The 24897-nt window shown below is 64.6% G+C and carries 30 protein-coding genes; 18 read left to right on the plus strand and 12 right to left on the minus strand.

The genetic code is table 11. The features are described from left to right. Nucleotides 1-31 precede the first annotated feature (31 nt). The 7 genes from XH83_RS09220 (at nucleotide 32) to XH83_RS09250 (ending at nucleotide 7290) form a co-directional block, all read left to right on the plus strand. Nucleotides 32-1492: a form I ribulose bisphosphate carboxylase large subunit gene (locus tag XH83_RS09220; RefSeq protein ID WP_194406692.1), complete on the plus strand. Its 1461-nt coding sequence runs from the start codon at nucleotides 32-34 to the stop codon at nucleotides 1490-1492. 11 nt (nucleotides 1493-1503) lie between these two features. Continuing rightward, nucleotides 1504-1911 (plus strand): ribulose bisphosphate carboxylase small subunit, encoded by a 408-nt coding sequence (locus tag XH83_RS09225; RefSeq protein WP_194406693.1) that lies wholly within the window; start codon nucleotides 1504-1506, stop codon nucleotides 1909-1911. Between the two features lie 98 nt (nucleotides 1912-2009). Beyond that, the gene (cbbX, locus tag XH83_RS09230; protein WP_194406694.1) at nucleotides 2010-2942 is read left to right on the plus strand and encodes a CbbX protein; all 933 of its coding nucleotides are present in this window, start codon (nucleotides 2010-2012) and stop codon (nucleotides 2940-2942) included. Beyond that, nucleotides 2939-3676 carry a ribulose-phosphate 3-epimerase gene (gene rpe / locus XH83_RS09235; RefSeq protein ID WP_194406695.1) on the plus strand — a complete coding sequence of 246 codons (738 nt, stop codon included), beginning with the start codon at nucleotides 2939-2941 and terminating at the stop codon, nucleotides 3674-3676. Before cbbX ends, rpe begins: the two co-directional genes overlap by 4 nt. 190 nt (nucleotides 3677-3866) lie before the next feature. Beyond that, complete coding sequence (locus tag XH83_RS09240) at nucleotides 3867-5018, plus strand: FIST signal transduction protein (protein ID WP_194406696.1); 1152 nt, start codon at nucleotides 3867-3869, stop codon at nucleotides 5016-5018. Nucleotides 5019-5020: 2 nt separating this feature from the next. Next, nucleotides 5021-6892 carry a bifunctional diguanylate cyclase/phosphodiesterase gene (locus XH83_RS09245; RefSeq protein WP_246776491.1) on the plus strand — a complete coding sequence of 624 codons (1872 nt, stop codon included), beginning with the start codon at nucleotides 5021-5023 and terminating at the stop codon, nucleotides 6890-6892. A 185-nt stretch (nucleotides 6893-7077) separates the two neighbouring features. Beyond that, entirely contained in the window at nucleotides 7078-7290 is a 213-nt protein-coding gene (locus XH83_RS09250) for a hypothetical protein (protein ID WP_194406698.1), read from the plus strand. Nucleotides 7291-7305: 15 nt separating this feature from the next. Here the strand turns inward: XH83_RS09250 and XH83_RS09255 are convergent, their stop codons facing one another. Next, nucleotides 7306-8142, minus strand: coding sequence for a universal stress protein (locus tag XH83_RS09255; protein ID WP_194406699.1), 837 nt, complete (start codon nucleotides 8140-8142; stop codon nucleotides 7306-7308). Nucleotides 8143-8353: 211 nt separating this feature from the next. On the opposite strand from XH83_RS09255, the gene XH83_RS09260 reads away from it, so the two are divergent. Both XH83_RS09260 and XH83_RS09265 read left to right on the plus strand, forming a co-directional pair. Next, nucleotides 8354-9901: a Do family serine endopeptidase gene (locus XH83_RS09260; RefSeq protein WP_194406700.1), complete on the plus strand. Its 1548-nt coding sequence runs from the start codon at nucleotides 8354-8356 to the stop codon at nucleotides 9899-9901. 271 nt (nucleotides 9902-10172) lie between these two features. Next, nucleotides 10173-10535 carry a hypothetical protein gene (locus XH83_RS09265; RefSeq protein ID WP_194408207.1) on the plus strand — a complete coding sequence of 121 codons (363 nt, stop codon included), beginning with the start codon at nucleotides 10173-10175 and terminating at the stop codon, nucleotides 10533-10535. A gap of 12 nt (nucleotides 10536-10547) precedes the next feature. Here XH83_RS09265 and XH83_RS09270 read toward each other — a convergent pair whose 3' ends face one another. Next, a complete protein-coding gene (locus tag XH83_RS09270; RefSeq protein ID WP_194406701.1) occupies nucleotides 10548-10838 on the minus strand; it encodes a DUF6496 domain-containing protein in 291 nt (96 codons plus the stop codon). A 77-nt stretch (nucleotides 10839-10915) separates the two neighbouring features. Further along, on the minus strand, nucleotides 10916-11110 hold the full coding sequence (locus XH83_RS09275) for a DUF3072 domain-containing protein (protein WP_194406702.1): 195 nt from the start codon (nucleotides 11108-11110) through the stop codon (nucleotides 10916-10918). Between the two features lie 115 nt (nucleotides 11111-11225). Here XH83_RS09275 and XH83_RS09280 point away from each other — a divergent pair, with 115 nt between their 5' ends. Then, entirely contained in the window at nucleotides 11226-11447 is a 222-nt protein-coding gene (locus XH83_RS09280) for a hypothetical protein (protein WP_194406703.1), read from the plus strand. A 19-nt stretch (nucleotides 11448-11466) separates the two neighbouring features. Beyond that, complete coding sequence (locus tag XH83_RS09285) at nucleotides 11467-11676, plus strand: hypothetical protein (RefSeq protein ID WP_194406704.1); 210 nt, start codon at nucleotides 11467-11469, stop codon at nucleotides 11674-11676. Between the two features lie 95 nt (nucleotides 11677-11771). On the opposite strand, the gene XH83_RS09290 is transcribed toward XH83_RS09285, so the two are convergent. Further along, nucleotides 11772-12020, minus strand: coding sequence for a hypothetical protein (locus XH83_RS09290; RefSeq protein WP_194406705.1), 249 nt, complete (start codon nucleotides 12018-12020; stop codon nucleotides 11772-11774). 94 nt (nucleotides 12021-12114) lie between these two features. Continuing rightward, nucleotides 12115-12372: a hypothetical protein gene (locus XH83_RS09295; protein ID WP_194406706.1), complete on the minus strand. Its 258-nt coding sequence runs from the start codon at nucleotides 12370-12372 to the stop codon at nucleotides 12115-12117. A 141-nt stretch (nucleotides 12373-12513) separates the two neighbouring features. Here XH83_RS09295 and XH83_RS09300 point away from each other — a divergent pair, with 141 nt between their 5' ends. Then, the gene (locus XH83_RS09300) at nucleotides 12514-12735 is read left to right on the plus strand and encodes a hypothetical protein (RefSeq protein WP_194406707.1); all 222 of its coding nucleotides are present in this window, start codon (nucleotides 12514-12516) and stop codon (nucleotides 12733-12735) included. A 90-nt stretch (nucleotides 12736-12825) separates the two neighbouring features. On the opposite strand, the gene XH83_RS09305 is transcribed toward XH83_RS09300, so the two are convergent. Both XH83_RS09305 and XH83_RS09310 read right to left on the minus strand, forming a co-directional pair. Beyond that, nucleotides 12826-14316 carry an HWE histidine kinase domain-containing protein gene (locus tag XH83_RS09305; protein WP_194406708.1) on the minus strand — a complete coding sequence of 497 codons (1491 nt, stop codon included), beginning with the start codon at nucleotides 14314-14316 and terminating at the stop codon, nucleotides 12826-12828. Nucleotides 14317-14329: 13 nt separating this feature from the next. Continuing rightward, a complete protein-coding gene (locus XH83_RS09310) occupies nucleotides 14330-20623 on the minus strand; it encodes a HAMP domain-containing protein (RefSeq protein ID WP_194406709.1) in 6294 nt (2097 codons plus the stop codon). Between the two features lie 275 nt (nucleotides 20624-20898). Here XH83_RS09310 and XH83_RS09315 point away from each other — a divergent pair, with 275 nt between their 5' ends. Beyond that, the gene (locus XH83_RS09315) at nucleotides 20899-21192 is read left to right on the plus strand and encodes a hypothetical protein (protein ID WP_194406710.1); all 294 of its coding nucleotides are present in this window, start codon (nucleotides 20899-20901) and stop codon (nucleotides 21190-21192) included. A gap of 2 nt (nucleotides 21193-21194) precedes the next feature. Here XH83_RS09315 and XH83_RS09320 read toward each other — a convergent pair whose 3' ends face one another. Continuing rightward, entirely contained in the window at nucleotides 21195-21707 is a 513-nt protein-coding gene (locus XH83_RS09320; RefSeq protein WP_194406711.1) for a DUF4142 domain-containing protein, read from the minus strand. Between the two features lie 92 nt (nucleotides 21708-21799). On the opposite strand from XH83_RS09320, the gene XH83_RS09325 reads away from it, so the two are divergent. The 3 genes from XH83_RS09325 to XH83_RS09330 all read left to right on the plus strand — a co-directional run bounded on the left by XH83_RS09325 (nucleotide 21800) and on the right by XH83_RS09330 (nucleotide 22531). Then, nucleotides 21800-21994 carry a hypothetical protein gene (locus tag XH83_RS09325; RefSeq protein WP_194406712.1) on the plus strand — a complete coding sequence of 65 codons (195 nt, stop codon included), beginning with the start codon at nucleotides 21800-21802 and terminating at the stop codon, nucleotides 21992-21994. 116 nt (nucleotides 21995-22110) lie between these two features. Next, entirely contained in the window at nucleotides 22111-22239 is a 129-nt protein-coding gene (locus tag XH83_RS40200) for a hypothetical protein (RefSeq protein WP_256438924.1), read from the plus strand. Between the two features lie 70 nt (nucleotides 22240-22309). Next, nucleotides 22310-22531, plus strand: a complete 222-nt coding sequence (locus XH83_RS09330; protein WP_194406713.1) for a hypothetical protein — start codon at nucleotides 22310-22312, stop codon at nucleotides 22529-22531. Between the two features lie 168 nt (nucleotides 22532-22699). Here XH83_RS09330 and XH83_RS09335 read toward each other — a convergent pair whose 3' ends face one another. Further along, nucleotides 22700-22948: a hypothetical protein gene (locus XH83_RS09335; RefSeq protein WP_194406714.1), complete on the minus strand. Its 249-nt coding sequence runs from the start codon at nucleotides 22946-22948 to the stop codon at nucleotides 22700-22702. A 170-nt stretch (nucleotides 22949-23118) separates the two neighbouring features. On the opposite strand from XH83_RS09335, the gene XH83_RS09340 reads away from it, so the two are divergent. Both XH83_RS09340 and XH83_RS09345 read left to right on the plus strand, forming a co-directional pair. Next, the gene (locus tag XH83_RS09340; RefSeq protein ID WP_194406715.1) at nucleotides 23119-23277 is read left to right on the plus strand and encodes a hypothetical protein; all 159 of its coding nucleotides are present in this window, start codon (nucleotides 23119-23121) and stop codon (nucleotides 23275-23277) included. Further along, nucleotides 23261-23455, plus strand: coding sequence for a hypothetical protein (locus XH83_RS09345; RefSeq protein WP_194406716.1), 195 nt, complete (start codon nucleotides 23261-23263; stop codon nucleotides 23453-23455). The genes XH83_RS09340 and XH83_RS09345 overlap by 17 nt, the downstream gene beginning before the upstream one ends. On the opposite strand, the gene XH83_RS09350 is transcribed toward XH83_RS09345, so the two are convergent. The 3 genes from XH83_RS09350 to XH83_RS09360 are packed head-to-tail and all read right to left on the minus strand — an operon-like array spanning nucleotide 23426 to nucleotide 24830. After that, nucleotides 23426-23902 carry a hypothetical protein gene (locus XH83_RS09350; protein ID WP_194406717.1) on the minus strand — a complete coding sequence of 159 codons (477 nt, stop codon included), beginning with the start codon at nucleotides 23900-23902 and terminating at the stop codon, nucleotides 23426-23428. The genes XH83_RS09345 and XH83_RS09350 overlap by 30 nt on opposite strands. Further along, complete coding sequence (locus tag XH83_RS09355; protein WP_194406718.1) at nucleotides 23902-24249, minus strand: DUF3147 family protein; 348 nt, start codon at nucleotides 24247-24249, stop codon at nucleotides 23902-23904. The genes XH83_RS09350 and XH83_RS09355 overlap by 1 nt, the downstream gene beginning before the upstream one ends. Beyond that, nucleotides 24246-24830, minus strand: coding sequence for a phosphatase PAP2 family protein (locus tag XH83_RS09360; RefSeq protein WP_194406719.1), 585 nt, complete (start codon nucleotides 24828-24830; stop codon nucleotides 24246-24248). The genes XH83_RS09355 and XH83_RS09360 overlap by 4 nt, the downstream gene beginning before the upstream one ends. Between the last annotated feature and the right edge of the window lie 67 nt (nucleotides 24831-24897).

Here is a 24897-nt window from a genome sequence, read left to right on the forward strand (position 1 = left end):
TCATTCAGAGAGAGAAGAGCAGGAGAGAGCCATGAATGCACACGCAGGCACCGTCCGCGGCAAGGAACGCTATCGTTCGGGCGTGATGGAATACAAGCGCATGGGCTATTGGGAGCCTGACTACACGCCGAAGGACACCGACGTCATCGCGCTGTTCCGCGTGACGCCGCAGGAGGGCGTCGATCCGATCGAGGCTTCCGCCGCGGTCGCCGGTGAATCCTCTACCGCGACCTGGACCGTGGTGTGGACCGATCGCCTGACCGCCGCCGAGAAGTATCGCGCAAAATGCTATCGCGTCGATCCTGTCCCGGGCTCGCCCGGCTCGTATTTCGCCTACATCGCCTATGATCTCGACCTGTTCGAGCCGGGCTCGATCGCAAACCTGTCGGCCTCGATCATCGGCAACGTGTTCGGCTTCAAGCCGCTGAAGGCGCTGCGTCTCGAAGACATGCGCTTCCCCGTCGCCTATGTGAAGACGTTCCAGGGACCCGCGACCGGCATCGTGGTCGAGCGCGAGCGGCTCGACAAGTTCGGCCGGCCGCTGCTGGGCGCGACGGTGAAGCCGAAGCTCGGGCTTTCGGGCCGCAACTACGGCCGCGTGGTCTATGAGGCGCTGAAGGGCGGACTCGACTTCACCAAGGACGACGAGAACATCAACTCGCAGCCCTTCATGCACTGGCGCGATCGTTTCCTCTATTGCATGGAAGCCGTGAACCGCGCACAGGCGGCTTCCGGCGAAGTGAAGGGCACCTACCTGAACGTCACCGCGGGCACGATGGAGGACATGTACGAGCGCGCGGAGTTCGCCAAGGAGCTCGGCTCCTGCATCGTCATGATCGACCTCGTGATCGGCTACACCGCGATCCAGTCGATGGCCAAATGGGCGCGGCGCAACGACATGATCCTGCATCTGCATCGCGCCGGTCATTCGACCTATACGCGGCAGAAGAGCCATGGCGTGTCGTTCCGCGTCATCGCGAAGTGGATGCGGCTCGCCGGTGTCGACCACATCCATGCCGGCACGGTGGTCGGCAAGCTCGAAGGCGATCCCAACACCACGCGCGGCTACTATGACGTCTGCCGCGAGGACTTCAACCCGACCAAGCTCGAGCATGGCCTGTTCTTCGACCAGTCCTGGGCGAGCCTCAACAAGATGATGCCGGTCGCCTCCGGCGGCATCCATGCAGGCCAGATGCATCAGCTGCTCGATCTCCTGGGCGAAGACGTCGTGCTGCAGTTTGGCGGCGGCACCATCGGCCATCCCATGGGCATTGCGGCCGGCGCGATCGCCAACCGCGTCGCGCTGGAAGCGATGATCCTCGCCCGCAACGAGGGCCGCGATTACGTCCACGAGGGTCCGGAAATCCTGGCTCGGGCGGCCGAGACCTGCACGCCGCTGAAGGCGGCGCTCGAAGTCTGGAAGGACGTGACCTTCAACTATCAATCCACCGACACGCCGGACTTCGTGCCGACCGCGCTCGAAACCGTTTAGGGAGATTTGACATGAAGCTGACTCAAGGCTGCTTCTCGTTCCTGCCGGATCTGACCGACGACCAGATCTACAAGCAGGTGCAGTATTGCCTCACCAATGGCTGGGCGGTGAACATCGAGTTCACCGACGATCCGCATCCCCGCAACACCTATTGGGAGATGTGGGGCCTGCCGATGTTCGACCTTCAGGATGCCGCCGGCGTGATGATGGAGCTCGCCGAGTGCCGCAGGGTGTATGGTAATAGCTACATTCGCATCAGCGGATTCGATTCCAGCCATGGCTGGGAATCGGTGCGGATTTCCTTCCTCGTCAACCGGCCGCCGCAAGAGGCGGAGTTCGAACTGGTACGGCAGGAAGTCGGCGGTCGCGCGATCCGTTACACCACGGTGCGGAAGCCGGCTGCGCACGCCTCTCCATAACCATTCTCCTCCGCGCGGAGCACTCCCTGCTCCGTTTCGTTGGCGGACCACTGCTTCGCCGCTCCCCCGCGGCGAAGCTCTTTTCTTCGAGGGTAGCCATGCTGGATGTTCCCCACGCAACCCCGGCCGAGGCCGGCGAGACCCATTTCGATCTCCGCAAGGAAGCTGAAGCGGCCGGGATCACCGACACGCTGCAGCAGCTCGAGCAGGAGCTGGTCGGATTGAGGCCGGTGAAGAGCCGCGTGCGCCAGATCGCCTCACTGCTGCTGATCGAACGTATCAGGCAGCGCGCGGGGCTGGCGTCGGCACCGCCGACGCTGCACATGTCGTTCACCGGCAATCCCGGCACCGGCAAGACGACGGTGGCGCTGCGCATGGCCAGGATTCTGCACGGCCTCGGCTTCGTGCGGCGCGGGCAGGTGATCTCGGTGACGCGCGACGATCTCGTCGGCCAATATATCGGCCACACGGCGCCGAAGACCAAGGAGATCTTGAAGAAGGCGATGGGCGGCGTGCTGTTCATCGACGAGGCCTACTATCTCCATCGCCCCGACAACGAGCGCGACTACGGCCAGGAGGCCATCGAGATCCTGCTCCAGGTGATGGAGAACCAGCGCGAGGACCTCGTCGTGATCCTCGCCGGCTATGGCGAGCGCATGACGAGCTTCTTCGCCTCCAATCCCGGCTTCCGCTCGCGCATCGCCCACCACATCGAATTCCCCGACTATGCGGAGGCCGAGCTGCTCGTCATCGCCGAGCTGATGTTGAAGGAGCGCGGTTATCGCTTCTCGGCGGCGGCGCGCGAGGCGTTCGAGACATACATCGCGCTGCGCCGGACCCAGCCTTTCTTCTCCAATGCGCGCTCGATCCGCAACGCCGTCGACCGCATCCGGCTGCGGCAGGCCGATCGCCTGGTGTCCGATCTCGACCGCATGCTCGATGTCGCCGACCTCGAAACCATCGATCCCATGGACGTCCTGGCGAGCCGCGTCTTCAGCGGCGGCGCTGATGCGCGGAGTGCAAAATCATGAGCAGAGAGATCATCATCGCGCCGTCGATCCTGGCTGCGGATTTCGCGCGTCTCGGCGAGGAGGTCGCGGCCATCGACGCGGCCGGCGCCGACTGGATCCATTGCGACGTCATGGACGGGCACTTCGTGCCGAACATTAGCTTCGGCGCCGACATTATCAAGGCGATCCGGCCGACGACGAAGAGGATTTTCGACGTGCATCTCATGATCGCGCCTGTCGATCCCTATCTCGAGGCGTTCGCGAGGTGCGGAGCCGACGTCATCACGGTGCATGCCGAAGCGGGCGCCCATCTCGACCGCTCGCTCCAGGCGATCCGCGCACTCGGCAAGAAGGCCGGCGTGAGCTTGAATCCCGCGACGCCCGAGAGCGCGATCGAATACGTGCTGGACCGTCTCGATCTCGTGCTGGTGATGACGGTCAATCCCGGCTTCGGCGGCCAGTCCTTCCTCGAATCCCAGCTCGAGAAGATCAGGCGCATTCGAGCCATGATCGGCGACCGGCCGATCCGGCTCGAGGTCGACGGGGGTATCACGCGCGACAATGCCGCTGCCGTGGCGGCAGCCGGCGCCGATACGCTGGTGGCGGGTTCCGCTGTCTTCCGCGGCAAGAGCGTTGCCGATTATGCCGCGAACATCCAGGCCATTCGCAGCGCTGCCGAGTCGGGGCGGGTTCCGAAGCGGCAGGATAATGCCGTGCAGCCGATGCGCGTCGGCGAAGGCGCGTGCACCCGGTAGGTTACGGGTGGCATCTCCAGGCTATTGCGCGGCGGTATCGAAGTTTTTCCGGAGTCTTACGGAGAATTTGGCGCGACTCCGCAATGCTTTCATGTCGGGGTAACCAACGGTGCCGAAGTACGCAGGCGATTAACGGCGACGCAATGCGCCGCTTCACAATCTGTGGTTCAAGGACTGCAGAGAGTGTGGGATGCAGATTCAATATCTTCACTGGAATGCTGCCCATGGCTGGCGCGGAGCGGATGCCCTGCGCGAGCCTCCCCAGCTCGTGCTTTATTTCGGCAGCCGTGAGCAACTGGTGGACGGCGAACGTTATGGCGAGCTGCGCGGGCTCTATCCCGACAGCCATATCGTCGGTTGCAGCACCGGCGGACAAATTCATGGCGACGACATTTGCGACGACGAAGTGGTCGCGGTCGCCTTGCGCTTTGCCCGCACGCAGGTGCGGCTGGTGCAGGAGCTCATTGAGAGCCGCGACGCGTCTCGGGCCTGTGGCGCGCGTCTTGCTCGCCAGGTTATGGCGGCCGATTTGGCGGGCCTGTTTGTCCTGTCGGACGGGTTGGCGGTGAACGGGGGCGAACTGCTTGCCGGAATCACTGAAGTGCTAGGGCCGGATTTGCCCGTCACCGGCGGGCTCGCCGGCGATGGAACCCGATTTGAACAGACGATCGTCGGAGCCGACGCGGAGCCGTCGCCCAACCGTGTCGCCGCAATCGCATTCTACGGCGCCTCGTTCCGTTTCGCGCATGGCTGCGCCGGCGGCTGGGATGTGTTCGGGCCTCGCCGCAAGGTGACGAAGGCGGAAGGATCGGTAGTCGTGGAGCTCGACGGCGAGCCGCCGCTGGACCTCTATACTCGCTATCTCGGCGAGGAGGAGGCCGAGGCGATGCCGGGTTCGGGCCTGGCATTCCCGTTGCGCATTCACGACGAGGCGGAGCCGAACCGGCAGATCGTGCGCTCGGTGTTCGCGGTGGATCGCAATGCCCGCACCCTGACATTCGCCGCCGACATTCCGGAAGGATGTACCGCGCAATTGATGCGCGCCAATTTCGACAGTCTCGCCGCCGGTGCCGGCGAGGCCGGCAGGCAGGCACGCAGCGCCCTCGCGGAAGGGGTCGCCGGCGACAAGCTTGCGATTCTGGTCAGCTGTACCGGCCGCCGCAGGGTGATGGGGCAGCGTACGCAGGACGAGCTGGATGCCGTTGCCGCCGAACTCGGCGAGGACGTCGTCCGGATCGGATTCTACTCCTACGGCGAGATCGCCCCGCCGGCCGCATCCGGCCGCTGCGAGCTGCATAACCAGACCATGACCGTCACTGTCATCGCGGAGGCGGCCGCTTGACCATGCATCGGTTGCTCGCAAGACAGATCCGCCAGGCGACGGACGAATCCGGACAGGTCGATGTGACCAAGCTCTGTGAGCTCGTCGGCGCGGCCTATGAGGAGAGCGACCGGGATCGCCGTCGCACCGACCGTGCTATCAAGCTGATGATCGAGGAGCTCGAACAGACGCACAAGCGCGCCGAGCAGGATCTGCTGCGGGCGCGCGAATTCCTCGACAGCATCATCGAGAACATCCCGATCGCGGTATTCGCCAAGGATGCGAAGGACTCCCGCTACGTCCTGCTCAACCGCGCCGGCGAAGAATATTACGGAATGCCGCGCGAGGAGATGCTGGGCAAGACTCCGGAGCAGATCTTTCCGGACAGTATCGCCCGTGTCGTCAACGAGCAGGATCGCCGCGTCGTCGACAGCGGCTCGCCGATGTTCCTGGAGGGGCATCTGCTCGAAGTCGGCGTCAAGGGCCGCGATCGTCTCGTCAACTCGCGCAAGTTGCTGATCAGGGACGGTGCGGGCGCGCCGCAATATCTGGTCGGCGTGATCGAGGACATTACCGAGAGGATCACGAACGAGGCGCGGATCAGCCATCTCGCGCATCATGATGCGTTGACCGACCTGCCGAACCGTAGCGCCTTCAACGCCGCGCTCGACGAGCGGCTGGAGCGGGCGCAGGAGGCGGCGACCAGTTTTGCCGTGCTCAGCCTCGATCTCGACCGCTTCAAGGAGGTCAACGACGTATTCGGCCATCCCGTCGGCGACATGCTGATGCGGGCGGCGGCGGACCGGCTTGCCGCGGAAGCCGACGGTGCCTTCGTCGCCCGGATCGGCGGCGACGAGTTCATGATCCTGATGCCCGACGACATCAACCGGGAGGACGTTCTGGCGCTCGCCGAACGCCTGGTCGACACGATCGGCAAGGAGCTCGAGGTCGACGACTATCTCCCCCATGTCGGCCTCAGCATCGGCATTGCGTTCTATCCGGATGACGGCGTCAATGCCGCCACGCTGCTCGCCAACGCCGATTCAGCGCTCTATCGCGCGAAGCGCGAGGGCAGGGGGCGGGTCCGGGTCTTCGAATCCGAGATGGACCAGGAGCTGCGCGACCGCAGGCTGTTGCAGCACGATCTGCGACAGGCGCTGGAGCAGAACCAGTTCCTGGTCTACTTCCAGCCGCAGGCGCGGGTGGATGGCGAAGTCATCGGCTTCGAGGCTCTGCTGCGCTGGAACCATCCGACACGCGGCTTCGTGCCGCCGGACCAGTTCATTCCGCTTGCCGAGGAGATTGGGCTGATCGTCGAGATCGGCGAATGGGTCTTGCGCGAAGCGTGCCGCGAGGCGGCATCCTGGCCGCGTCCTTTGCAGGTCGCCGTCAATCTGTCCCCGGTCCAGTTCCAGGCCGGCGATCTCGAACGTTGTATCCACCAGATCCTGCTGGAGACCGGGCTTTCGCCGACGCGGCTCGAGGTCGAGATCACCGAGGGCGTGCTGATCGGCGATTTCACCCGCGCGCTCAACCTGCTACGGCGGCTGAAAGCGCTCGGCGTCCGCATCGCGATGGACGATTTCGGCACCGGCTATTCCTCGCTGTCCTATCTCCAGTCCTTCCCGTTCGACAAGATCAAGATCGACCGCGGTTTCATCTCCAACCTGGAGGCGTCGCCGCAATCGGCCGAGATCGTCCGTGCGGTCCTGAGCCTCGCGCACGCCCTGAACATCCCGGTCATCGCCGAAGGGGTGGAGACGGAAGCGCAGCGGGCCTTCCTGGCGCGCGAGGCCTGCGAGGAGATGCAGGGCTATCTGGTCGGCCGGCCTGACCTGATCGAACGCTACCTCGACCTGATCGGCGTGACCGTGGAGCGCCGGCTCTACGCCTAGCCCAAGTCCAGCGGCGCGGTTCCGGGCGTCAGTCCGACACCATTTGGAACTTTGACCCGGACATATATTTCCTAATAGCGAGCCGAGGCCAAGCGCCGCGGGGGGCGCAGCAAATCTTTTGCACTACCGCCATCGGCCTGACGTAAATAGGGGCAATAAGCTCTGCGAATGCGAGGGAGGGTCTCATGGAGAACGTACGTCGCTACCGGGCGCTGGCGTCCCTCTGTCGTCAGCAGGCGGCTTACCGGCCGCTTCAGAACTGGGAACTCCTCGGCCAGGCCGAACATTTCGAGTATCTCGCCGAGGTCGAGCTCAAGGCGCATTTCGACGCCTGCAACGCGAAGCACGACGAGGGCGCCGCAGCGCCCGAGGCCTGGGAAACTCCGGTCGCGGCGTGACGGTGCCTGTTGGTCTCAATGCGACATCAGCGTCGGGACCGTCATGGCTTCCAGCATAGCACGGGTGACGCCGCCGAGAACGCGTTCCTGCAAGCGCGAATGGCCGTAGCCGCCCATCACCAGGAGATCGAGCCCCTTGTCGGCCGCCAGCGACAGGATGGTCGGCTGGATGTCGGCGCGCGTCGCCGACAGGCCGACCGTGCGCGTCGACAGTCCACGCCGGCCGAGATGTCTTGCCAGATTGTTCGCTGACGCTTCGTCCGAGACCGCTTTGGCTTCGTTGATGGTGATGATCACGATCTCCTCGGCGCGCGCCAGGAATGGCGCTGCGTCGTGCACGGCACGGGCCGCGACGCGGCTGCCGTCCCAGCAGATGCCGATCCGGCCTGCCTTGAATGCGCCATGGAAGGTGTAGGGCAGGAACAACACCGGGCCGCCGGATTGGAACAGGATCTCGCCGGGTACGTCGTTGTCGAACGAGCCGTGCGCAGGCTCGGGCTGAAGCACGACGCTGAGGTCGTGCAGCCGCGCCATCTCGCCGAGCGAGCCGGCTGCATCCACCGGGATCGCGCCGAGCGGACGGCAGGCGTAGGAGATGCCGGCGTTCGCCGCTTCGATCTCGAACACCGAGAGGGCCGCCTCGGCCCGCTCCACGGCGCGCTCGCGTTCCAGCTCGAACACGGCGGCAACCGCAGCGCCGCCTTCCATCACATAGGCTGCACTGGTTGCGACATAGCCGACCGCGACCGCGTCGAGATGGGCGTTGAACTGCGCTGCCAGCGAAATCGAGCCATCGATCGCGGAGCGCATGGGGCGTTCGGTGGGGATGTGAACGAGAATATCTTTGTACATGGGGCGCCTCCGATGAACATCATCCGGTGGCCGCAGTTTTTCACTGCCCGAAGGACTTGCGTTGAGCTGCATCAAATGTGCGGAAACGATCTTCCGACTGGTGTCCGCTCGCATGTTCTTTGCCAAGATTTAATCGGACGGACGGGACGTCGTAAGGTGACGATGTCCATGTTGGATGCAAGGCGACAGCTTCCAACATGGACATTTCGACATGAACGATCGCGTCAATTCCGGCACCCCGACGTCCCGCAAGATCCTGAAGCCGCGCCGGCTCGCGCTGCTCGGCACCGTGGCCGCGCTCGGCGTGGCCGTGCTGGCGGCCTCTCCCGGCTCTTCAAAATTCGGCCCGAGCTCCTTCATTGCGCCGGCGGAGGCTGCGGAATCCGCCGCGACGCCGCCGGGCTTCGGTGATCTCGTCAGCAGGGTCAAGCCGGCCGTCATCTCGGTGCGGGTCAGGATCGACCAGGACAGCGACAAGAGCGCGATGCTGCAACAGAACCGGATGGACTCCGACGAGGGCTCGCCGTTCGACCAGTTTTCGCGGCAGTTCGGCTTCCGTTTCCCCGGCGGCCCGAACGGCATGCCGCGCCAGCGCCATCAGACGATGACAGGCGAAGGCTCCGGCTTCTTCATTTCCGCCGACGGCTATGCCGTGACCAACAACCACGTCGTCGACCACGCCACCTCGGTGCAGGTGACGTTGGACGACGGCACGAGCTACACCGCGAAGGTCGTCGGCACCGATCCGAAGACCGATCTCGCGCTGATCAAGGTGGACGGCAAGACGGACTTTCCGTTCGTCAGATTCTCCGACCAGAAGCCGCGCATCGGCGACTGGGTGGTCGCGGTCGGCAATCCCTTCGGTCTCGGCGGCACGGTGACCGCCGGCATCGTCTCGGCCAGCGGCCGCGACATCGGCAACGGTCCCTATGACGACTTCATCCAGATCGACGCGCCCATCAACAAGGGCAATTCCGGCGGCCCGGCCTTCGACATGAGCGGCAACGTGATCGGCGTGAACACCGCGATCTTCTCGCCCTCCGGCGGCTCGGTCGGCATCGGTTTCGACATTCCGGCATCGACCGCCAAGCTCGTCGTTGCGCAGTTGAAGGACAAGGGCGCGGTGACCCGCGGTTGGCTCGGCGTGCAGGTCCAGCCGGTGACGTCGGAGATCGCCGACAGCCTCGGGCTGAAGGAAGCGCGCGGCGCCATCGTCGACACGCCGCAGGATGGCAGCCCGGCGGCGAAGGCCGGCATCGCGGCGGGTGACGTCATCACCGCCGTCAACGGCACCGCGATCAAGGACTCCCGCGACCTCGCCCGCACCATCGCCACGATTGCGCCGGGCAGTTCGGTGAAGCTCGACGTCTTCCGCAACGGCGGGACCAAGACACTGACGCTCGCTCTCGGCGAGTTGCCGAACGAGCGGCAGGCCAAGGCAAATGGCGGCGCCGACGGGGGCGTAGAGCAGCCGAGCGCCGGCACGCCCCGTCTCGGGCTCGGTCTGGCTCCGGCCGGTGACGTCCAGGGTGCCGGCCAGAAGGGCGTTGTCGTCACCGAAGTCGATCCGCAAGGACCGGCGGCGCAGCGCGGCATCCAGACCGGCGACGTCATCCTCAATGTCGGCGGCAAGGCCGTCGCCAATGTCGGCGACGTCCGCTCGGAGCTGGCGCAGGCCAAATCATCCGGCAAGCGCAGCGTGCTGTTGCAGGTCAGGAGCGCCGAGGCGACGAGGTTCGTCGCGGTGCCGCTCGCCTGAGGCGACCCGTATCTTCCCAACAAGCCAAAGGGCGGCCCTCGGGCCGCCCTTTCCTTTGCCCGCCAGGATGTACGGCAAGCGCGGATAACATTCTCGTTAACGGCAGCGATGGTGACCCGGTTCATACGAAAAAGCCGCGTTCGGTCATCACAGTTCCGAGTCGTGGATATGCTCGGCGGCAACGAGGCAGTCGAGAGTTGCAAGCGTGGAACTTCGAACCCGCCGCCGTCTTGTGGAACTGGCCGGTGGTTCGCACTTGATCGGTGCCGACATGGATCGATTGAAGCTCTCGCTGAGGGGGGCGCTGCTTGCGGCGCCGTTCGTGCTCTGGGGTGGAAACGCGCTTGGTCGCGATGACGGCCGCTACGCGGACTCGCCCCTCAAGCCGTGGTTCGACAGCCTGCGCAGCCACCTCGGTCCGTGCTGCTCGGACGCCGACGGTTTTGCCGTCGCCGATCCCGACTGGGAGTCGCACAACGGGCACTATCGCGTGCGGCTCGACGGGGAGTGGGTCGAGGTGCCCGATGAAGCCGTCATCACCGAGCCGAACCGCGCCGGCCGCACCATGGTGTGGCCGGTGAAGACGGCTTTCGGAGTCTCGATCCGCTGCTTCATGCCGGGCAGCATGATCTGAGACAGGTCAGCATCAACGCGTGCTGGATTTGCGCTTCGACGATTTCCTGGCTGTCTTCTTCGTCGTCCGCTTCCTGGTCGTCTTCTTCTTGGACGTCTTCTTGCTGGCCTTCTTCGGGACCTTCTTGCCCTTCTTGCGCGCCTTCGACAGCCCGATCGCGATCGCCTGCTTGCGACTCTTCACGCGTCCGCCACGGCCTTTGCGGCCGCTCTTGGCCGTGCCCTTCTTGTAGCGGCGCATCTCGCTTTCGACATCGCTGCCGGAGCTGCGTGAGTAGCGGCGCTTCTTTGCCTTGCGTGCCATGCATGTTCTCCCTTGGCCGGAAGAACCGTTCGACACGGGCATGGTTCCGAAGAGCGCGCAACCTTCCAGGCGAAAGCCTAGAAGGAATTCGCCAGCTCGATCTCCGCTTCCAGCACCTGGATGCGCCGTGCGGCCTCGGTGGAGGACAGGTCGCGCGCATATTGTGCGGGCTGATAGGCCTCTTCGCTCAGCCGTTTCAGCCGCAGCGATTGCGCCCGCGTCATCTGCTGGGCAAGAAAGATCCTGGCGTCGTATTTACCTTGAACCTGCATCTGGCATCTCCGTCCTGAATTCGTGGCTTGACTATATGTTCTTATTTTGTTCTAACAAGCCATGGACAACAGAATTAATGAAATTCGACGTAAAATCAGTGCCTTGAGGCTGGAGATGGCCGACGTCGAGGCGTCCGTGCGCGCTTCCGTCAACGGCGATCGCGATTGCACCGAACAGGCCCTGGCGCAGATGGATCTGCGCCGAAAGGTCAATTTGCTGATCGGGAAATGGAATGCCGCCGGCGGTCCCGATGTCCTGCCTGACGTCCGAGACCGCGTGCGCCTTCGTCTCGTGAAGACAGCCGGTATTCCCCAGCGCGCGAGCAGAGGGCGATGAAATCTTTGAGGGGGGCGCCGTGGATGAGGACCCGGACAGTTACCGGATCTTGAGGTTGCGCGCCGAGATTCTCGAACTGGGCTCTGCCATCCGGCAGTTGCAGCGCGCGGGTCTTGATGATGCTGCGGCCCAACTTCTGATCGGACGCAAACGGGCGCAGCTCGATCATCTCGTGAAGACGAATGCTGAGGGGCGCGGGCTCAATCTCGGAACGCGCCGGCCGCCATGAGCTGACGCCTGACCATTTGGTGTTTGATTGCAGACTGAGACCAAGAAAAAGGCCCCGCGTCGCCGCGGGGCTTTTGATGTCGTGCCGGCCTGGGCTCACTTGGTGTTGGTCATGCCCTTGCTGGTCTTGTTCGTCATGGTGCCGCCCTGGTCGGAGCCGGGGCCCGAACCGCCCTGGCCGGAGGGATCGGCGCCCTTGGACGCCTTGGTGTTGGCGCCGGTGGTCTGCGACGACGACATCGACGATCCATGTTTCGCCTTGTGCGACTTGGCCTGTGCTGCGAGCGGCGCGGCGGCGAGACCGGTCGCCAGCATTGCGGTGAGAACGAGCTTGGTCGTTGTCATGCGAGGGAACTCCCTGGGTTAAATTGACGCAGGCAGCCAACCGCCGTTGAGCGCAGGAGTTCCCCGCAAAGCCTTCGGGCGCTTAGCGCACGCTTCAAGATTGCTTGTCCTCGGCGAGGATGAACACGACGCCGGTAAGTGTCGCGCCGATGGCGAAAGTCGTCACCAATGTGAGAGCGAAGATGATCGCGGCTTGGTTTCCGCCGTGACTGAGCAGGCCGGCGACGGCCGGATTGCAGAGGATCAGCGCGAGACTGAAGGCGAGGCCGAGGGCTGCGCCCATCAAGGTATGCGTCATCAGCCTGATGAGGCCGGTCGCAGAGATCAAGTCCGACGACTTTTTTGCGCGCATGGGAACAGCATCCCAATTTGGCATGCAACGCGGGCGATAATTCGCTGGTTCCATTTGAATGAAGGAATTGTCATCAACGGCTTCATCCGACGTTCATGCCGGGCTTGCGAGGATGAGCACCAGCAAAACGGGAACATCGACATGGGTAAGGTAGTCTTTCTTTACCGCTCGCTGGCCTATCGCAACGCGGCCGCGGACATTCTGCGCAAGGCGCGCAAGCTGCCGCGCGGGGCGGAGCGAAGCGCGGCTCGCCGCTATGCCAGGGCGCTACGCGATCTCGCCCAGACGGAAGCCTGGCTCGAGGGGCGGGTTGCGCGCGAACCGCGGACGATGCGACGCATGATGAGCGTGGCGTCCGGTTGATGCTTTTCCGCTCCGCCTGGATCGGAGCGGAAGCTCTCGGTTCTCGCCGGCTCTCGACGCGAGCCGGTCGCGATTTCGCTGGAAAACGCTCTAACCGGATGCGCGCTGCAATTCGGCGGAGCCGGCGTCCTCGAACTCGCCGGATGCGGGCGCCGCCGCCGTCTTGCGTGTCAACGGCACTTCGAGCCGGCACAACAGGCCTTCGGCTCGCCAATCGAACTTGGCCTGTCCACCAAGCTGGGACTCCACGCTCGCCAGCAGGCTCCGCGTGCCGAAGCCGCGCGATTTCGGAGTCATGACGAGCGGGCCGCCGGATTCCTCCCAGTTCAGCGTAAGCAATTGGTCCTCGACCTGCCAGCCGATCGTGAGCCGTCCCGACCTGGTCGAGAGGGCGCCGTACTTGGCCGAGTTGGTGAAGAGCTCATGGAGGGCGAGCGCCAGCGTCTGGGCCGTTGCCGGCAGTAACTGGACCTCCGGACCTGCCAGGATGATCTGGCCGCCGAGCGAATAGGGCGCCAGCTCCTCGTCGATCAGCCTGGAGAGCTCGGCACCCTGCCAGCTCGACAGCGACAGGATGGTGTGCACGCGCGCCAGCGCGTTGATGCGTCCCTCGACTGCGTTGACATAGGCCTTGACCTCGTCGGCCCGGGTAAGGCGCACGATCGACTGCGCCAGCGCCAGCGCGTTCTTGGCGCGATGATCGACCTCCCGCGCCAGCAGATTCTGCCGTTCCTCGGCACGCTTGCGTTCGGTGATGTCCACGGTGACGCCACTCACGCGCACGACGCGACCGCTATCGTCCACCGTCGCTGCCGCCGTGCCGACGCACCAGCGCACTTCTCCGTCGGGCCGCATGATCCGGAATTCGGTCTCGTAGGCCCGCGTGCCCCTGTTGAACTCGGCGATCGCCTTGCGCAACTGGTCGACGTCATCGGGATGCAACAGCGCCTGAACGTTGGCCGGGTTGACCTCGAAGCTCTCGGGGCTGACGCCGAAGATGCGATATTGCCCTTCGTCCCACATCCAGTCGCCGCTGATCCAGTCCCAATCCCAGGATCCCATCTTGCCGGCGGCGATCGCCATGCTGCGCCGCTGCTCGCTCTCGCGCAGCTTCGCCGTGGAGTTCTCCAGCTCCGCCGTGCGCGCGCGGACGCGATCCTCCAGCTCCTGGTTCAGCCGTTCGAGCTCGCGGGTCTTGCGGTAGAGTTCGGCGAACACCTTGATCTTGGCGCGCAGGACTTCCGGCACGACCGGGACCGGCACGTAGTCGACCGCGCCCATCTCGTAGCCGCGCAGCCGGTCGATGTCGCTGACCTGGATGGCGGAGATGAAGATCATCGCGGTCTTCTGGAAGCGCGGATGCTCGCGGATCATCGCGGCGAGCTCGAAGCCGTCGAGCTCGGGCATGCAGACGTCGACCAGGATCACCGCGATCTCGGTCTTGAGCAGCACCTCCAGCGCCTCGCGCCCCGACGAGGCGATCACGAGGTTCTCGCCGAGATCCTTCAAGATCACCTCATAGGCGAGCAGCTTGGCCGGCTGGTCGTCGACGAGGAGGATGTTGACCTTTTCGTGGTCCATTCTCGGGTCCAACTCAGCGGTGCAGCCACATGCGGATCGCAAGCAGCAATTGATCGGTGTTGACGGGTTTGGCGAGATAGTCGGACGCGCCGGCCTCCAGGCACTTCTCGCGGTCACCCTTCATCGCCTTGGCGGTCAGCGCGATGATCGGAAGACGGGCGAAGGCCGGGTTTTCGCGAATGACGCCGATGGTCTGATAGCCATCCATCTGCGGCATCATGATGTCCATCAGCACGATGGCGATTTCCGGATTGGATTCGACCAGCGTCACCGCCTCGCTGCCGGTCGTGGCCGTCAGCACTTTCATGCCGCGCCGTTCCAGCACGCTCGACAGCGCGAAGATGTTGCGGGCGTCGTCATCGACGAGCAAGGCGGTCTTGCCGATCAGGTCCTCGTCGGAACTGTTCAGCTTCTCCAGCATGCGCTGCTTCTCGACCGGAAGTTCCGTGATCACGCGATGCAGGAACAGTGCGGTCTCGTCGAGCAGCCGCTCCGGCGATTCCACGCCCTTGACCACGATGCTGCGTGCCATGGTGTGGAGTTCCGCGTCCTCCTCCGCCGAAAGCTCGCGGCCGGTGAAGACGACCACCGGAATGTTCGACAGCGCCTCGTCGTTGCGGATCTGGTCCAGCACCTCGAAGCCGCTCATGTCGGGCAGCCGGAGGTCGAGCACCACGCAGTCGCAGGGCGCCTCGCGCAGCGTCGAGAGCGCACCGGCACCGGTGTCCGTCGTCACGATCTCGATGTCGTCGTGATGCAGCAGCTCGCGGATCGAGAGCTGCTCGGCCTCGTTGTCCTCGACGATCAGGAGCCGCTTGCGCCTGGGACGTGCATATTCCTTGATCTGCGTCAGCGCGGCGGAAACGCCTTCGGTCGTCGTCGGCTTGTTGACGAAGGAGAAGGCGCCACGCGCCAGCGCATGCTGGCGGTCTTCGTCCAGCGTGATGATCTGCACGGGGATGTGGCGGGTCAGCGGATTGTGCTTGAGCTGGCTCAGCACGGTCCAGCCGAGCATGTCGGGCAGGAACACGTCGAGCGAGACGGCTCTCGGCTGGTATTGCTTGGCGAGCTCCAGCGCCTCCGCGCCGCGGGCGGCGACGAGCACCTTGAATCCCTTGTCGCGCGCGAGGTCGACCAGCACGCGCGCGTAATGCGGGTCATCCTCGACGATCAGGAGGATGCTGTCGCCGGGCTCGAGGTTGAGCCGGTCGTCGGGAAGCTGCTCGATGACGCGCTGCTCCGGCGCGGCCGTCTGGAGCGCCGGCGGCTGGTTATGCTGCTGCGGCGCTGGCGCCGCGCGCGGTGCCAGCGTCGGGCCGGAATATTTCAGCGGCAGGTAAAGAATGAAGGACGACCCCTTGCCGGGCGAGCTGCGCAGATGGATCTCGCCGCCAAGCAGGCTCGCCAGCTCGCGGCTGATGGCGAGGCCAAGGCCGGTGCCGCCGTATTTCCGGCTGGTGCCGGCGTCGGCCTGCTGGAACGCCTCGAAGATCAGCTTCTGCTTCTCCAGGGGAATGCCGATGCCGGTATCGGACACTTCGAACGCGATCACGGCCGGTGCGGAGTTCAGCACCGGGTGATCCGTTCCCCAGCCGCCGAGCGCGCCGGCGACCTTGAGGCGGACCTCGCCCTCGGCGGTGAACTTGAAAGCGTTGGAGAGCAGGTTCTTCAGAACCTGCTGCAAGCGCTTGGAGTCGGTGACGATGCTGCGCGGCAGGTTCGGATCGATGTCGATCTTGAACGACAGATTGCGGTTGTCCGCCTCGTGCCGGAATGGACGCCCGACGGTATCGAGCAGGTTCGCGGTCAGGATTTCCTCGGCGTCGACCGTCACCGTGCCGGATTCGATCTTGGACAGGTCGAGAATGTCGCTGATCAGATTGAGCAGGTCGGTGCCGGCGCCGTGGATGGTGCGGGCGAATTCGACCTGCTTGGCCGAGAGGTTGCCGTCCGGATTGTCGGTGAGCTGCTGTCCCAGGATCAGGATCGAGTTCAGCGGTGTGCGCAGCTCGTGGCTCATATTGGCGAGGAATTCGGACTTGTACTTCGAGGTCAGCGCAAGCTCGGTCGCCTTTTCCTCCAGGGCGCGGCGGGCCTGCTCGATCTCCTGGTTCTTGCGTTCGACCTCGACGTTGCGCTCGGCGAGCTGCTGCGCCTTCTGCTCGAGCTGGTCGTTGGTCTGCTGCAATTCGCGCTGCTGGGTCTGCAGCTCGCCGGCGAGCTGCTGCGACTGCTTGAGCAGGCCTTCGGTCTGCATCGTCGCTTCGATCGAATTGAGCACGATGCCGATGGAGTCGGTGAGCTGTTCCAGGAACGTCATCTGCGACGTCGTGAAGGAGACGAGCGAGGCGAGCTCGATCACGGCCTTGACCTGGCCCTCGAACAGCACCGGCAGCACGACGAGGTTCTTCGGTGCGACGCGGAACAGCGCCGAGTTGATCGGCACCACGTCGGGCGGAATGTCGGCGACCACGCGCGGCCGCTTGTCGAGAGCGCATTGGCCGATCAGGCCGTCGCCGAACTGCAGCACGCGCTGATAGGGGTAGATGCCGTCGCTGGCGTAGGAGGCCAGCAGCAGGAGCTGCGGATTGTCCTCGTTCTCGACCTGGTAGATCACGCCGGTATGCGCATTCACCAGCGGCGACAGCTCGGTCAGCAGCAGCCGGCCGACCGTGGTGAGGTCGCGCTGGCCCTGGAGCATGTTGGTGAATTTGGCGAGGTTGGTCTTCAGCCAGTCCTGCTCGGTGTTCACGTCCGTCGTAAGACGGAGATTCGTGATCATCGTGTTGATGTTGTCCTTCAGTTCGGCCATTTCGCCGCGCGCATCGACCTGAATCGAGCGCGTCAGGTCGCCCTTGGTCACGGCGGTCGCGACCTCGGCAATGGCGCGCACCTGCGAAGTCAGGTTGGCGGCGAGCAGGTTGACGTTACCAGTGAGGTCCTTCCAGGTGCCGGCCGCGCTCGGCACGTTGGCTTGGCCGCCGAGCCGGCCTTCGACGCCGACCTCGCGCGCCACGCTGGTCACCTGATCGGCAAAGGTCGCGAGCGTCTCGGTCATGTTGTTGATGGTGTCGGCGAGCGCGGCGACTTCGCCCTTCGACTTCACGGTGAGCTGCTGCTTCAAGTCGCCGTCGGCAACCGCGGTCACCACTTTGACGATGCCGCGCACCTGTTCGGTCAGGTTCGCCGCCATGAAGTTCACGGTGTCGGTGAGGTCCTTCCAGGTGCCGGCGACGCCGGGCACCTGGGCCTGGCCGCCCAGCTTGCCTTCGGTGCCGACCTCGCGCGCCACGCGCGTCACTTCGCCGGCAAAGGCGTTGAGCTGGTCCACCATGGTGTTGATGGTGTTCTTCAGCTCGAGGATCTCGCCCTTCACGTCGACAGTGATCTTGCGCGAGAGGTCGCCGCGTGCCACCGCCGTGGTCACTTCGGCGATGTTGCGGACCTGTGTGGTGAGGTTCGCGGCCAGGAGGTTGACGTTGTCGGTGAGGTCCTTCCAGGTGCCGCCGACGCCCGGGACGACGGCCTGACCGCCGAGGCGGCCCTCGGTGCCGACCTCGCGCGCGACGCGCGTCACTTCGGCGGCGAAGGAGCGGAGCTGCTCGACCATGGTGTTCAAGGTGTCCTTGAGCAGCAGGATCTCGCCGCGCACGTCCACCGTGATCTTCTTCGACAAATCGCCGCCGGCAATCGCGGTCGCGACCTCGGCGATGTTGCGGACCTGGGCCGTGAGGTTCGAGGCCATGAAGTTGACGTTGTCGGTGAGGTCCTTCCAGGTGCCGGCGACGCCGGGCACCTCGGCCTGGCCGCCGAGCTTGCCTTCGGTGCCGACCTCGCGCGCCACGCGCGTCACTTCGCCGGCAAAGCCGTTGAGCTGGTCCACCATGGTGTTGATGGTGTTCTTGAGCTCGAGGATCTCGCCCTTCACGTCCACGGTGATTTTGCGCGACAAGTCGCCGCGCGCCACTGCGGTAGTCACTTCGGCGATGTTGCGGACTTGGGCGGTGAGATTGCCCGCCATCGAATTCACACTGTCGGTGAGGTCCTTCCAGGTGCCGGCGACGCCGGGCACGTTGGCCTGGCCGCCCAGGCGGCCTTCGGTGCCGACCTCGCGCGCCACGCGCGTCACCTCGCCCGCGAAGCGGTTGAGCTGGTCGACCATCGTGTTCAGCGTGTCCTTGAGCTGAAGGATCTCGCCGCGCACGTCCACGGTGATCTTGCGCGACAGGTCGCCGCCGGCGATCGCGGTCGCGACTTCCGCGATGTTGCGGACCTGGGCGGTGAGGTTGCCCGCCATCGAGTTCACGCTGTCGGTGAGGTCCTTCCAGGTGCCGGCGACGCCGGGCACGCCGGCCTGACCGCCGAGCTTGCCGTCGGTGCCGACCTCGCGGGCGACGCGCGTCACTTCGCCGGCGAAGGCGTTGAGCTGGTCCACCATCGTGTTCAGCGTTTCCTTCAGCTGAAGGATTTCGCCCGACACGTTCACCGTGATCTTCTTCGACAAATCGCCCTTTGCGACCGCGGTCGCGACCTCGGCGATGTTGCGGACCTGGCCGGTCAGGTTCGAGGCCATCGAGTTGACGCTGTCGGTGAGGTCCTTCCAGGTACCGCCGACGCCGCGCACGACGGCTTGGCCGCCGAGCTTGCCTTCGGTGCCGACCTCGCGCGCGACGCGCGTGACTTCGCCGGCGAAGGCGTTGAGCTGGTCCACCATGGTATTGATGGTGTCCTTCAGCTCCAGAATCTCGCCGCGCACGTCCACCGTGATCTTCTTCGACAAGTCGCCGCCAGCGACCGCGGTCGTCACCTCGGCGATGTTGCGGACCTGGGCGGTCAGGTTCGACGCCATCGAGTTGACGCTCTCCGTCAAGTCCTTCCAGGTGCCGGCGACGCCGAGCACGTTGGCCTGGCCGCCGAGCCGGCCCTCGGTGCCGACCTCGCGTGCCACGCGCGTCACTTCGCCGGCAAAGGCGTTGAGCTGGTCGACCATGGTGTTGAGCGTCTCCTTCAGCTGAAGGATTTCGCCCGAGACGTTCACCGTGATCTTCTTCGAGAGGTCGCCGCTCGCGATGGCCGTGGCGACGTCGGCGATGTTGCGGACCTGCGCGGTCAGGTTCGAGGCCATGAAGTTGACGTTGTCGGTGAGGTCCTTCCAGGTGCCGGCCACACCGGGCACCTGGGCCTGGCCGCCGAGCTTTCCTTCGGTGCCGACCTCGCGCGCCACACGCGTCACTTCCGAGGCGAAGGAGTTCAGCTGGTCCACCATGGTGTTGATGGTGTCCTTCAGCTCCAGGATTTCGCCGCGCACGTCCACCGTGATCTTGCGCGAGAGGTCGCCGCGCGCCACGGCGGTGGTGACGTTGGCGATGTTGCGCACCTGGGCGGTCAGGTTGCCGCACATCGCGTTGACCGAGTCCGTCAAGTCCTTCCAGGTGCCGGCGACGCCGGGCACGATGGCCTGGCCGCCGAGCTTGCCGTCGGTGCCGACCTCGCGCGCCACGCGCGTCACTTCGGAGGCGAAGGAGCGGAGCTGGTCCACCATCGTGTTGATGGCTTCCTTGAGCTGCAGGATCTCGCCGCGGACGTCCACCGTGATCTTCTTGGAGAGGTCGCCGTTGGCGACCGCGATCGTCACCTCGGCGATGTTGCGAACCTGGTTGGTCAGGTTGTTCGCCATCGAGTTGACGCTCTCGGTGAGGTCCTTCCAGACGCCGGTCACCTCGGGCACCTGGGCCTGGCCGCCGAGCTTTCCTTCGGTGCCGACCTCGCGCGCCACGCGCGTCACCTCGGAGGTGAACACGCCGAGCTGCTTGATCATGGTGTTGACGATGGTCGCCGACTGCAGGAACTCGCCGCGCAGCGGACGGCCGTCGACGTCGAGCTTGACGGTCTGGAGCAGGTCGCCTTGTGCGACGGCGGCGACCGCGCGCGTCACCTCGCGCGTCGGCCACAGCAAATCGTCGATCAGCGTGTTGACGGAGCCTTCCATGTCGGCCCAGGAGCCCGAGGCGAGGCCGAATTTCACGCGCTGCCGGGTCTTGCCTTCGCGGCCGACCACCTGGCCGACCAGCTCGAGCTGTTGCGCCATGCGCTGGTTGGCGGCGATGATTTCATTAAAAGTGTCGGCGATCTTGCCGTCGATGCCGAGATAGTCGCCGCTCATGCGCACGGAGAAATCGCCGCTCCGCATCGCCTGCAAGGCGAGCAGCAGTTCAGCCCGGGAATCCGGATCCGACATACCGTTGGCTTTTGGCTTTGGGACGCGACGACCGGACCGTGATGCAGCTCCGGGATCGAGGTCGCTCATACTGATTCCCCCGCAAGCCTCGGCCGAATCCAAGGCAGACGCAATTTGTCAAAATAGAGCGTCAGCCAAATTCGAAATCAAGCGCCAAGGTGTGACGCGAGGAATGGAACCTGCCTTGCTCAGCCCGACATTAATAACCGCAATGTGCCGAATTGGTTCCATGCGGCTCCGAGAATGGTTGCCGTCTGTCTGGGCGTCATGCGGGGGGAGGCGCCGGCCTCCTTCGGAACGGAGCTCGAGCCCCGCGGTTAGCCCGCGCAAAGAGGAGAACAAACATGAAAGCAGGACTTGCTGCGATCGTGGCCATGCTGTTCGCCGGGGCGGCCCTGGCGCAGGGCGGTGCGCCCAGCGGCCGCGGGGCAGTGACCGGCGACCCAGCCGCAAGCTCCGCCACCCCGAAGGCCGATACGCCGACCACGGGGGCCGCAACCAGATCGAACCCGAGCGGAAGCGGCACCTCCTCGTCGGGCGGCAAGGACGACAATGGCGACGCGGGCCGGGACAAGATGCCGGAGAGCGACCGCACCGTGCGTCCGCACAGCCAGCAGCATCATCCGAACGACAAGTAGGGCTACTTGTCGGCCATGGTGCGCTCGGCATCCTTGACCTGCGCGTGCAGCAGGGGGAGCTGCTCGCGCGCGAAGGCTGCGAGCGCGGCGTTGTCGGGCGCCTTCAGATAGCTTTCGAGCAGCTTGATGGCCGATTCGTATTCGGGAATCTGGGAGGCATAGAAGCTGCGGATGTAGGTCGGCCCGTCCGAAGCGTCGGGCTCGACCAGGCTGGCGCTGACGGACGTCGTCTTGCCAACGCGGGGCTCCGCGCCAATCGTCTCCTGAATCTGCTTCAGCGCCTTGTCGCGTTTGGCCGCTTCCTCGGCCCGCAAGGCGGCGAGGTTCTTGACCTCGGTGTTGCCCTTCAGATCGGTGCTCTCGAGCAGACCCTGCTGAAAGCGGCTGAAATCGTACAGGCCGCCGATGACGTCCGTTGCGTTCGGCGGACGGTCGAGCGGCTTGCGTTCGCCGGTGCTGTCGGCAAGCGCAACAGTGCTGATCAATGCCAATATGATGGCGACGAGAACTCGCATCGATATCAACCGCGGATGGCGGGCGAAGTTCCCGAACGTTACGATGCGGTAAGGGCATTGCGACCCCGGAGTTCCGTCCCCACGTCTTCCCGATGAAACAGTCTGACATCTTCAGGGACAATGCCGACAATTGCCTTCAGCTCGCTGAGCGCGCCGAGGGACAACCCGCACACAAGCGCTTTTCGCGCATGGCGGACGCCTGGACGGCGCTCGCCCACGAGCAGGACTGGCTGGATGGCGAGATCCCGCCCGTCGCGGCCCGTCCCCCTCAACATCGGAGCGCGTGAGGGCTCGCCTTTTCGTGAGGGCGCGTGTGAGACCGCTCACGGAATGCTTGCGACCAATCCAGGATGATCAGGGATAGTCAATCGCGTTGGTTTCGATTCCAGAAGGAGGTTTTGCGATGGCTCCACGTCTGGCTCTGCTTTCACTCATTCTCGCCTTTGGCGTCTCGGTCGCGTTTGCGACGGTGACGACGGTGCGTCAGGTGCATCTGGAAAAGACGCCCGCCATCCACGCGGCGCACAGCTAGCATAACGCCGGAACATTCGAGGCCGCAGTGCGTAACCGCTTCGAGACATCAGAAGAGGCGAAGGCACATCATGGCCCATTCCGACCACGGCATCGTCAAGGACAAGCGGGCGGAGGAGCAGCCGCGTGACAAGCAGCGCGCGCAATCCGTGCACAAGACCGATCCGCAAAACGCCGATGCGAAAGGCTCGCCATCGCGAGAGGCGACGCGCGATCCCAAGCTGAACGATAACAGCAAGACTCCGGGCTCCGGCATGACACCGGATGATTCCGGCGGCGCGCCGAGCGGCTAGACGTCGAGCTACTCGAGGAACGGCAGATTTCGCGCGAGGAACGAATCTTCGCGCGTGGCGTCGACAGGTTGCTTCCGGTTGTCATGCCCCCGGTGCGCCGGAAGCAATCTCCAAGGACGGCCCTGGCGCTCACCGTGCCCGGGCCGTTTGCTTGTGGAGGTCTCCCGGCTAGTCTTCGGCGCCGCTTTCGGGCTCTCCCTGCGTGTGCCCGTCGGGTCCGCGGCCGAACACGCCGAAGCTGCTCGACTTCACGCCGGCGGCTGCGTCCACGCTCGCGGCAGCCAGCCCGAACCTGAGAAGCTCGCGGACCGCCGCAGCCCGCGTCGGCATGCGATGTTTGAACCGGAAATCGTCAACGGCGGCCAACTCGTCCGGCGAGAGCATGACCTGAAGCCGCTCGGCGCGAAGATCGTTCATGGTCGTCACGCAAATGAGTAGATTGAGTAGGTTACTCAACAACCCAACTTGGGGAAAGTTCCACAAGAGGCGGTGGAGTCCCCAAATGAGTAAAAATAAGCAGTAAAATCAATGATTTAGCATTGAACAATGGCAGCGGTCGCGCATTCTCCTTGAGAGGGAGAAAAGCCATGACGGATGAAGTCAGGTTGCCCCGTAAGCTCTCCGAAGAGCCCGAAGCCGCCAAACCGGTGCGGCCGAGCCACCAGAAGGTCATCGAACAAGTCGAGCGCTGGGCCAACAGCCCTGGGCTGCAACCACCGAGGACGGAAGATGCGAAGACGGTCTGAGCCCCATACATTCGAACAACGTCTCACGGCGCAGAAGCTGCGGCTCGAGCACGAGCTGTCGGGCCTGCCGGACGGACGCCAGCGCGAGATTGTTCTTGCGCGTATCGACCAGCTTCAGACCGCAGCCGAGATGTACGGCTTTCTGATGCTACGGGGAGATGCCGCGGCCGTTCGCTGATGCCCCGATGCGCACGGTGCGAGCGGTGATGCGAAGCTTTCGTCTCAGCCACCACGCCGAGACCGAAACGGTCGCCCATGCCAGAATGGCGGCGACGAACGCGCCAATCGTGGTCGTCGAAACCACGACATAAAAGACGCTCGCGAATGCCGCGAGACCAATGCTTCCCAGGCCGGCACCTGCAGCGTCGAGCGCTGCGGCCTGTTGCCCGCGTCTGTCTCCGCTGAGGCCGGCCTTTTCCTTGGCGCGGCGCTCATGGCTTTCGATCAACGTCGCGCTGGCGCAGAAGATGGCGGGGAGTGCCAGGAAGAGCCCGCCGACGGAGACCCCGAAATAGCTGCCGAGGAGGCCTGCTGCGACCGTTGCAAGGCCGCCAAGCGCGAAACGCACCGCGTATTCGTACCAATGCGTTTGCTTAAGCGAAGATGTCGACAGTTTCACCGGCATCACGCGGCGCCTCCGAAACCGGCAAGCAAACCAAACGCGACGACGATCCAAACCGCAAATGCGAGGATCGTCGCCGGCAGCGCCCCGAGACGAAACCGCATCAGCAGATGGCAGACGGCGAGGCTGTAGCAGCCGAGGGCAACCGCGCCGTAGATCATCGTCCAGCTTTCGGCGGCGACATATTGCGGGCCGTGCTGGACGACGGCGATGCCGAGCGTGGCGAGGGCGACGGATGGTGCGGCACCGAGGAGCCCCGCAAAACTCTTCGGCCGGAGCATGTCGCCTGCGATCGCGAAGGCGGAGACGATCAAGCCGCCGGCAACGAAACGCATGACATATTCCATCATGACAAGCCTCGCGAAGCCGACGCTCGCTGCTGGCTTGACCTTCCCAGCGTGAACGGCCTGAACGATCGCTCGACGATGACGCCAAGGATAAAGCCCGCCACCACGTCGCTCGCCCAATGTGCGAGAAGCACGACGCGCGTCGATGACAAGGTGACGGCGAGCGTGCGTGCCAAGCGGCGCCAGATGGCCGGCAACAGGCCGGCGGCCGAGGCGAGGGCGCCCATATGCACGGCGTGACCGGAAGGAAACGCGTCTCGCGACCGTCCCGAGAAGGGGACGCCATGCCGGTGCCCTGTGACGGTCAATCGGTCAGGCCTGGTCTGATCGAACACGGATTTCAGAACATGCGGCAGTACGGCCGTTGCGAAGGAGACCATCAGGATGTGATTGGCAACGGGGCGATGCTGCGGATGGAGGCGGGTGTAAAGCCATCCGGCCGCCGCGAGCGCGAGCAGCACATGCTCGTCGGCGCCCCAAGTCAGTGCTTGCGCGGCGTGCTCGAGGCTTGAGGTCGTGTTGTCTGCGATCCCGTTCGCGATCGCCGTATCGATCCGGGTGGGTTTGACTGTTACGAGCGCCATCGGTCAGCCGGCGATGTTTCCTCCATGACAGTTTTGTAAAAGCTGGGAGACAAGGATGGTTCCTGAG

This window comes from Bradyrhizobium sp. CCBAU 53351 (assembly GCF_015291745.1).
Lineage (GTDB): Bacteria > Pseudomonadota > Alphaproteobacteria > Rhizobiales > Xanthobacteraceae > Bradyrhizobium.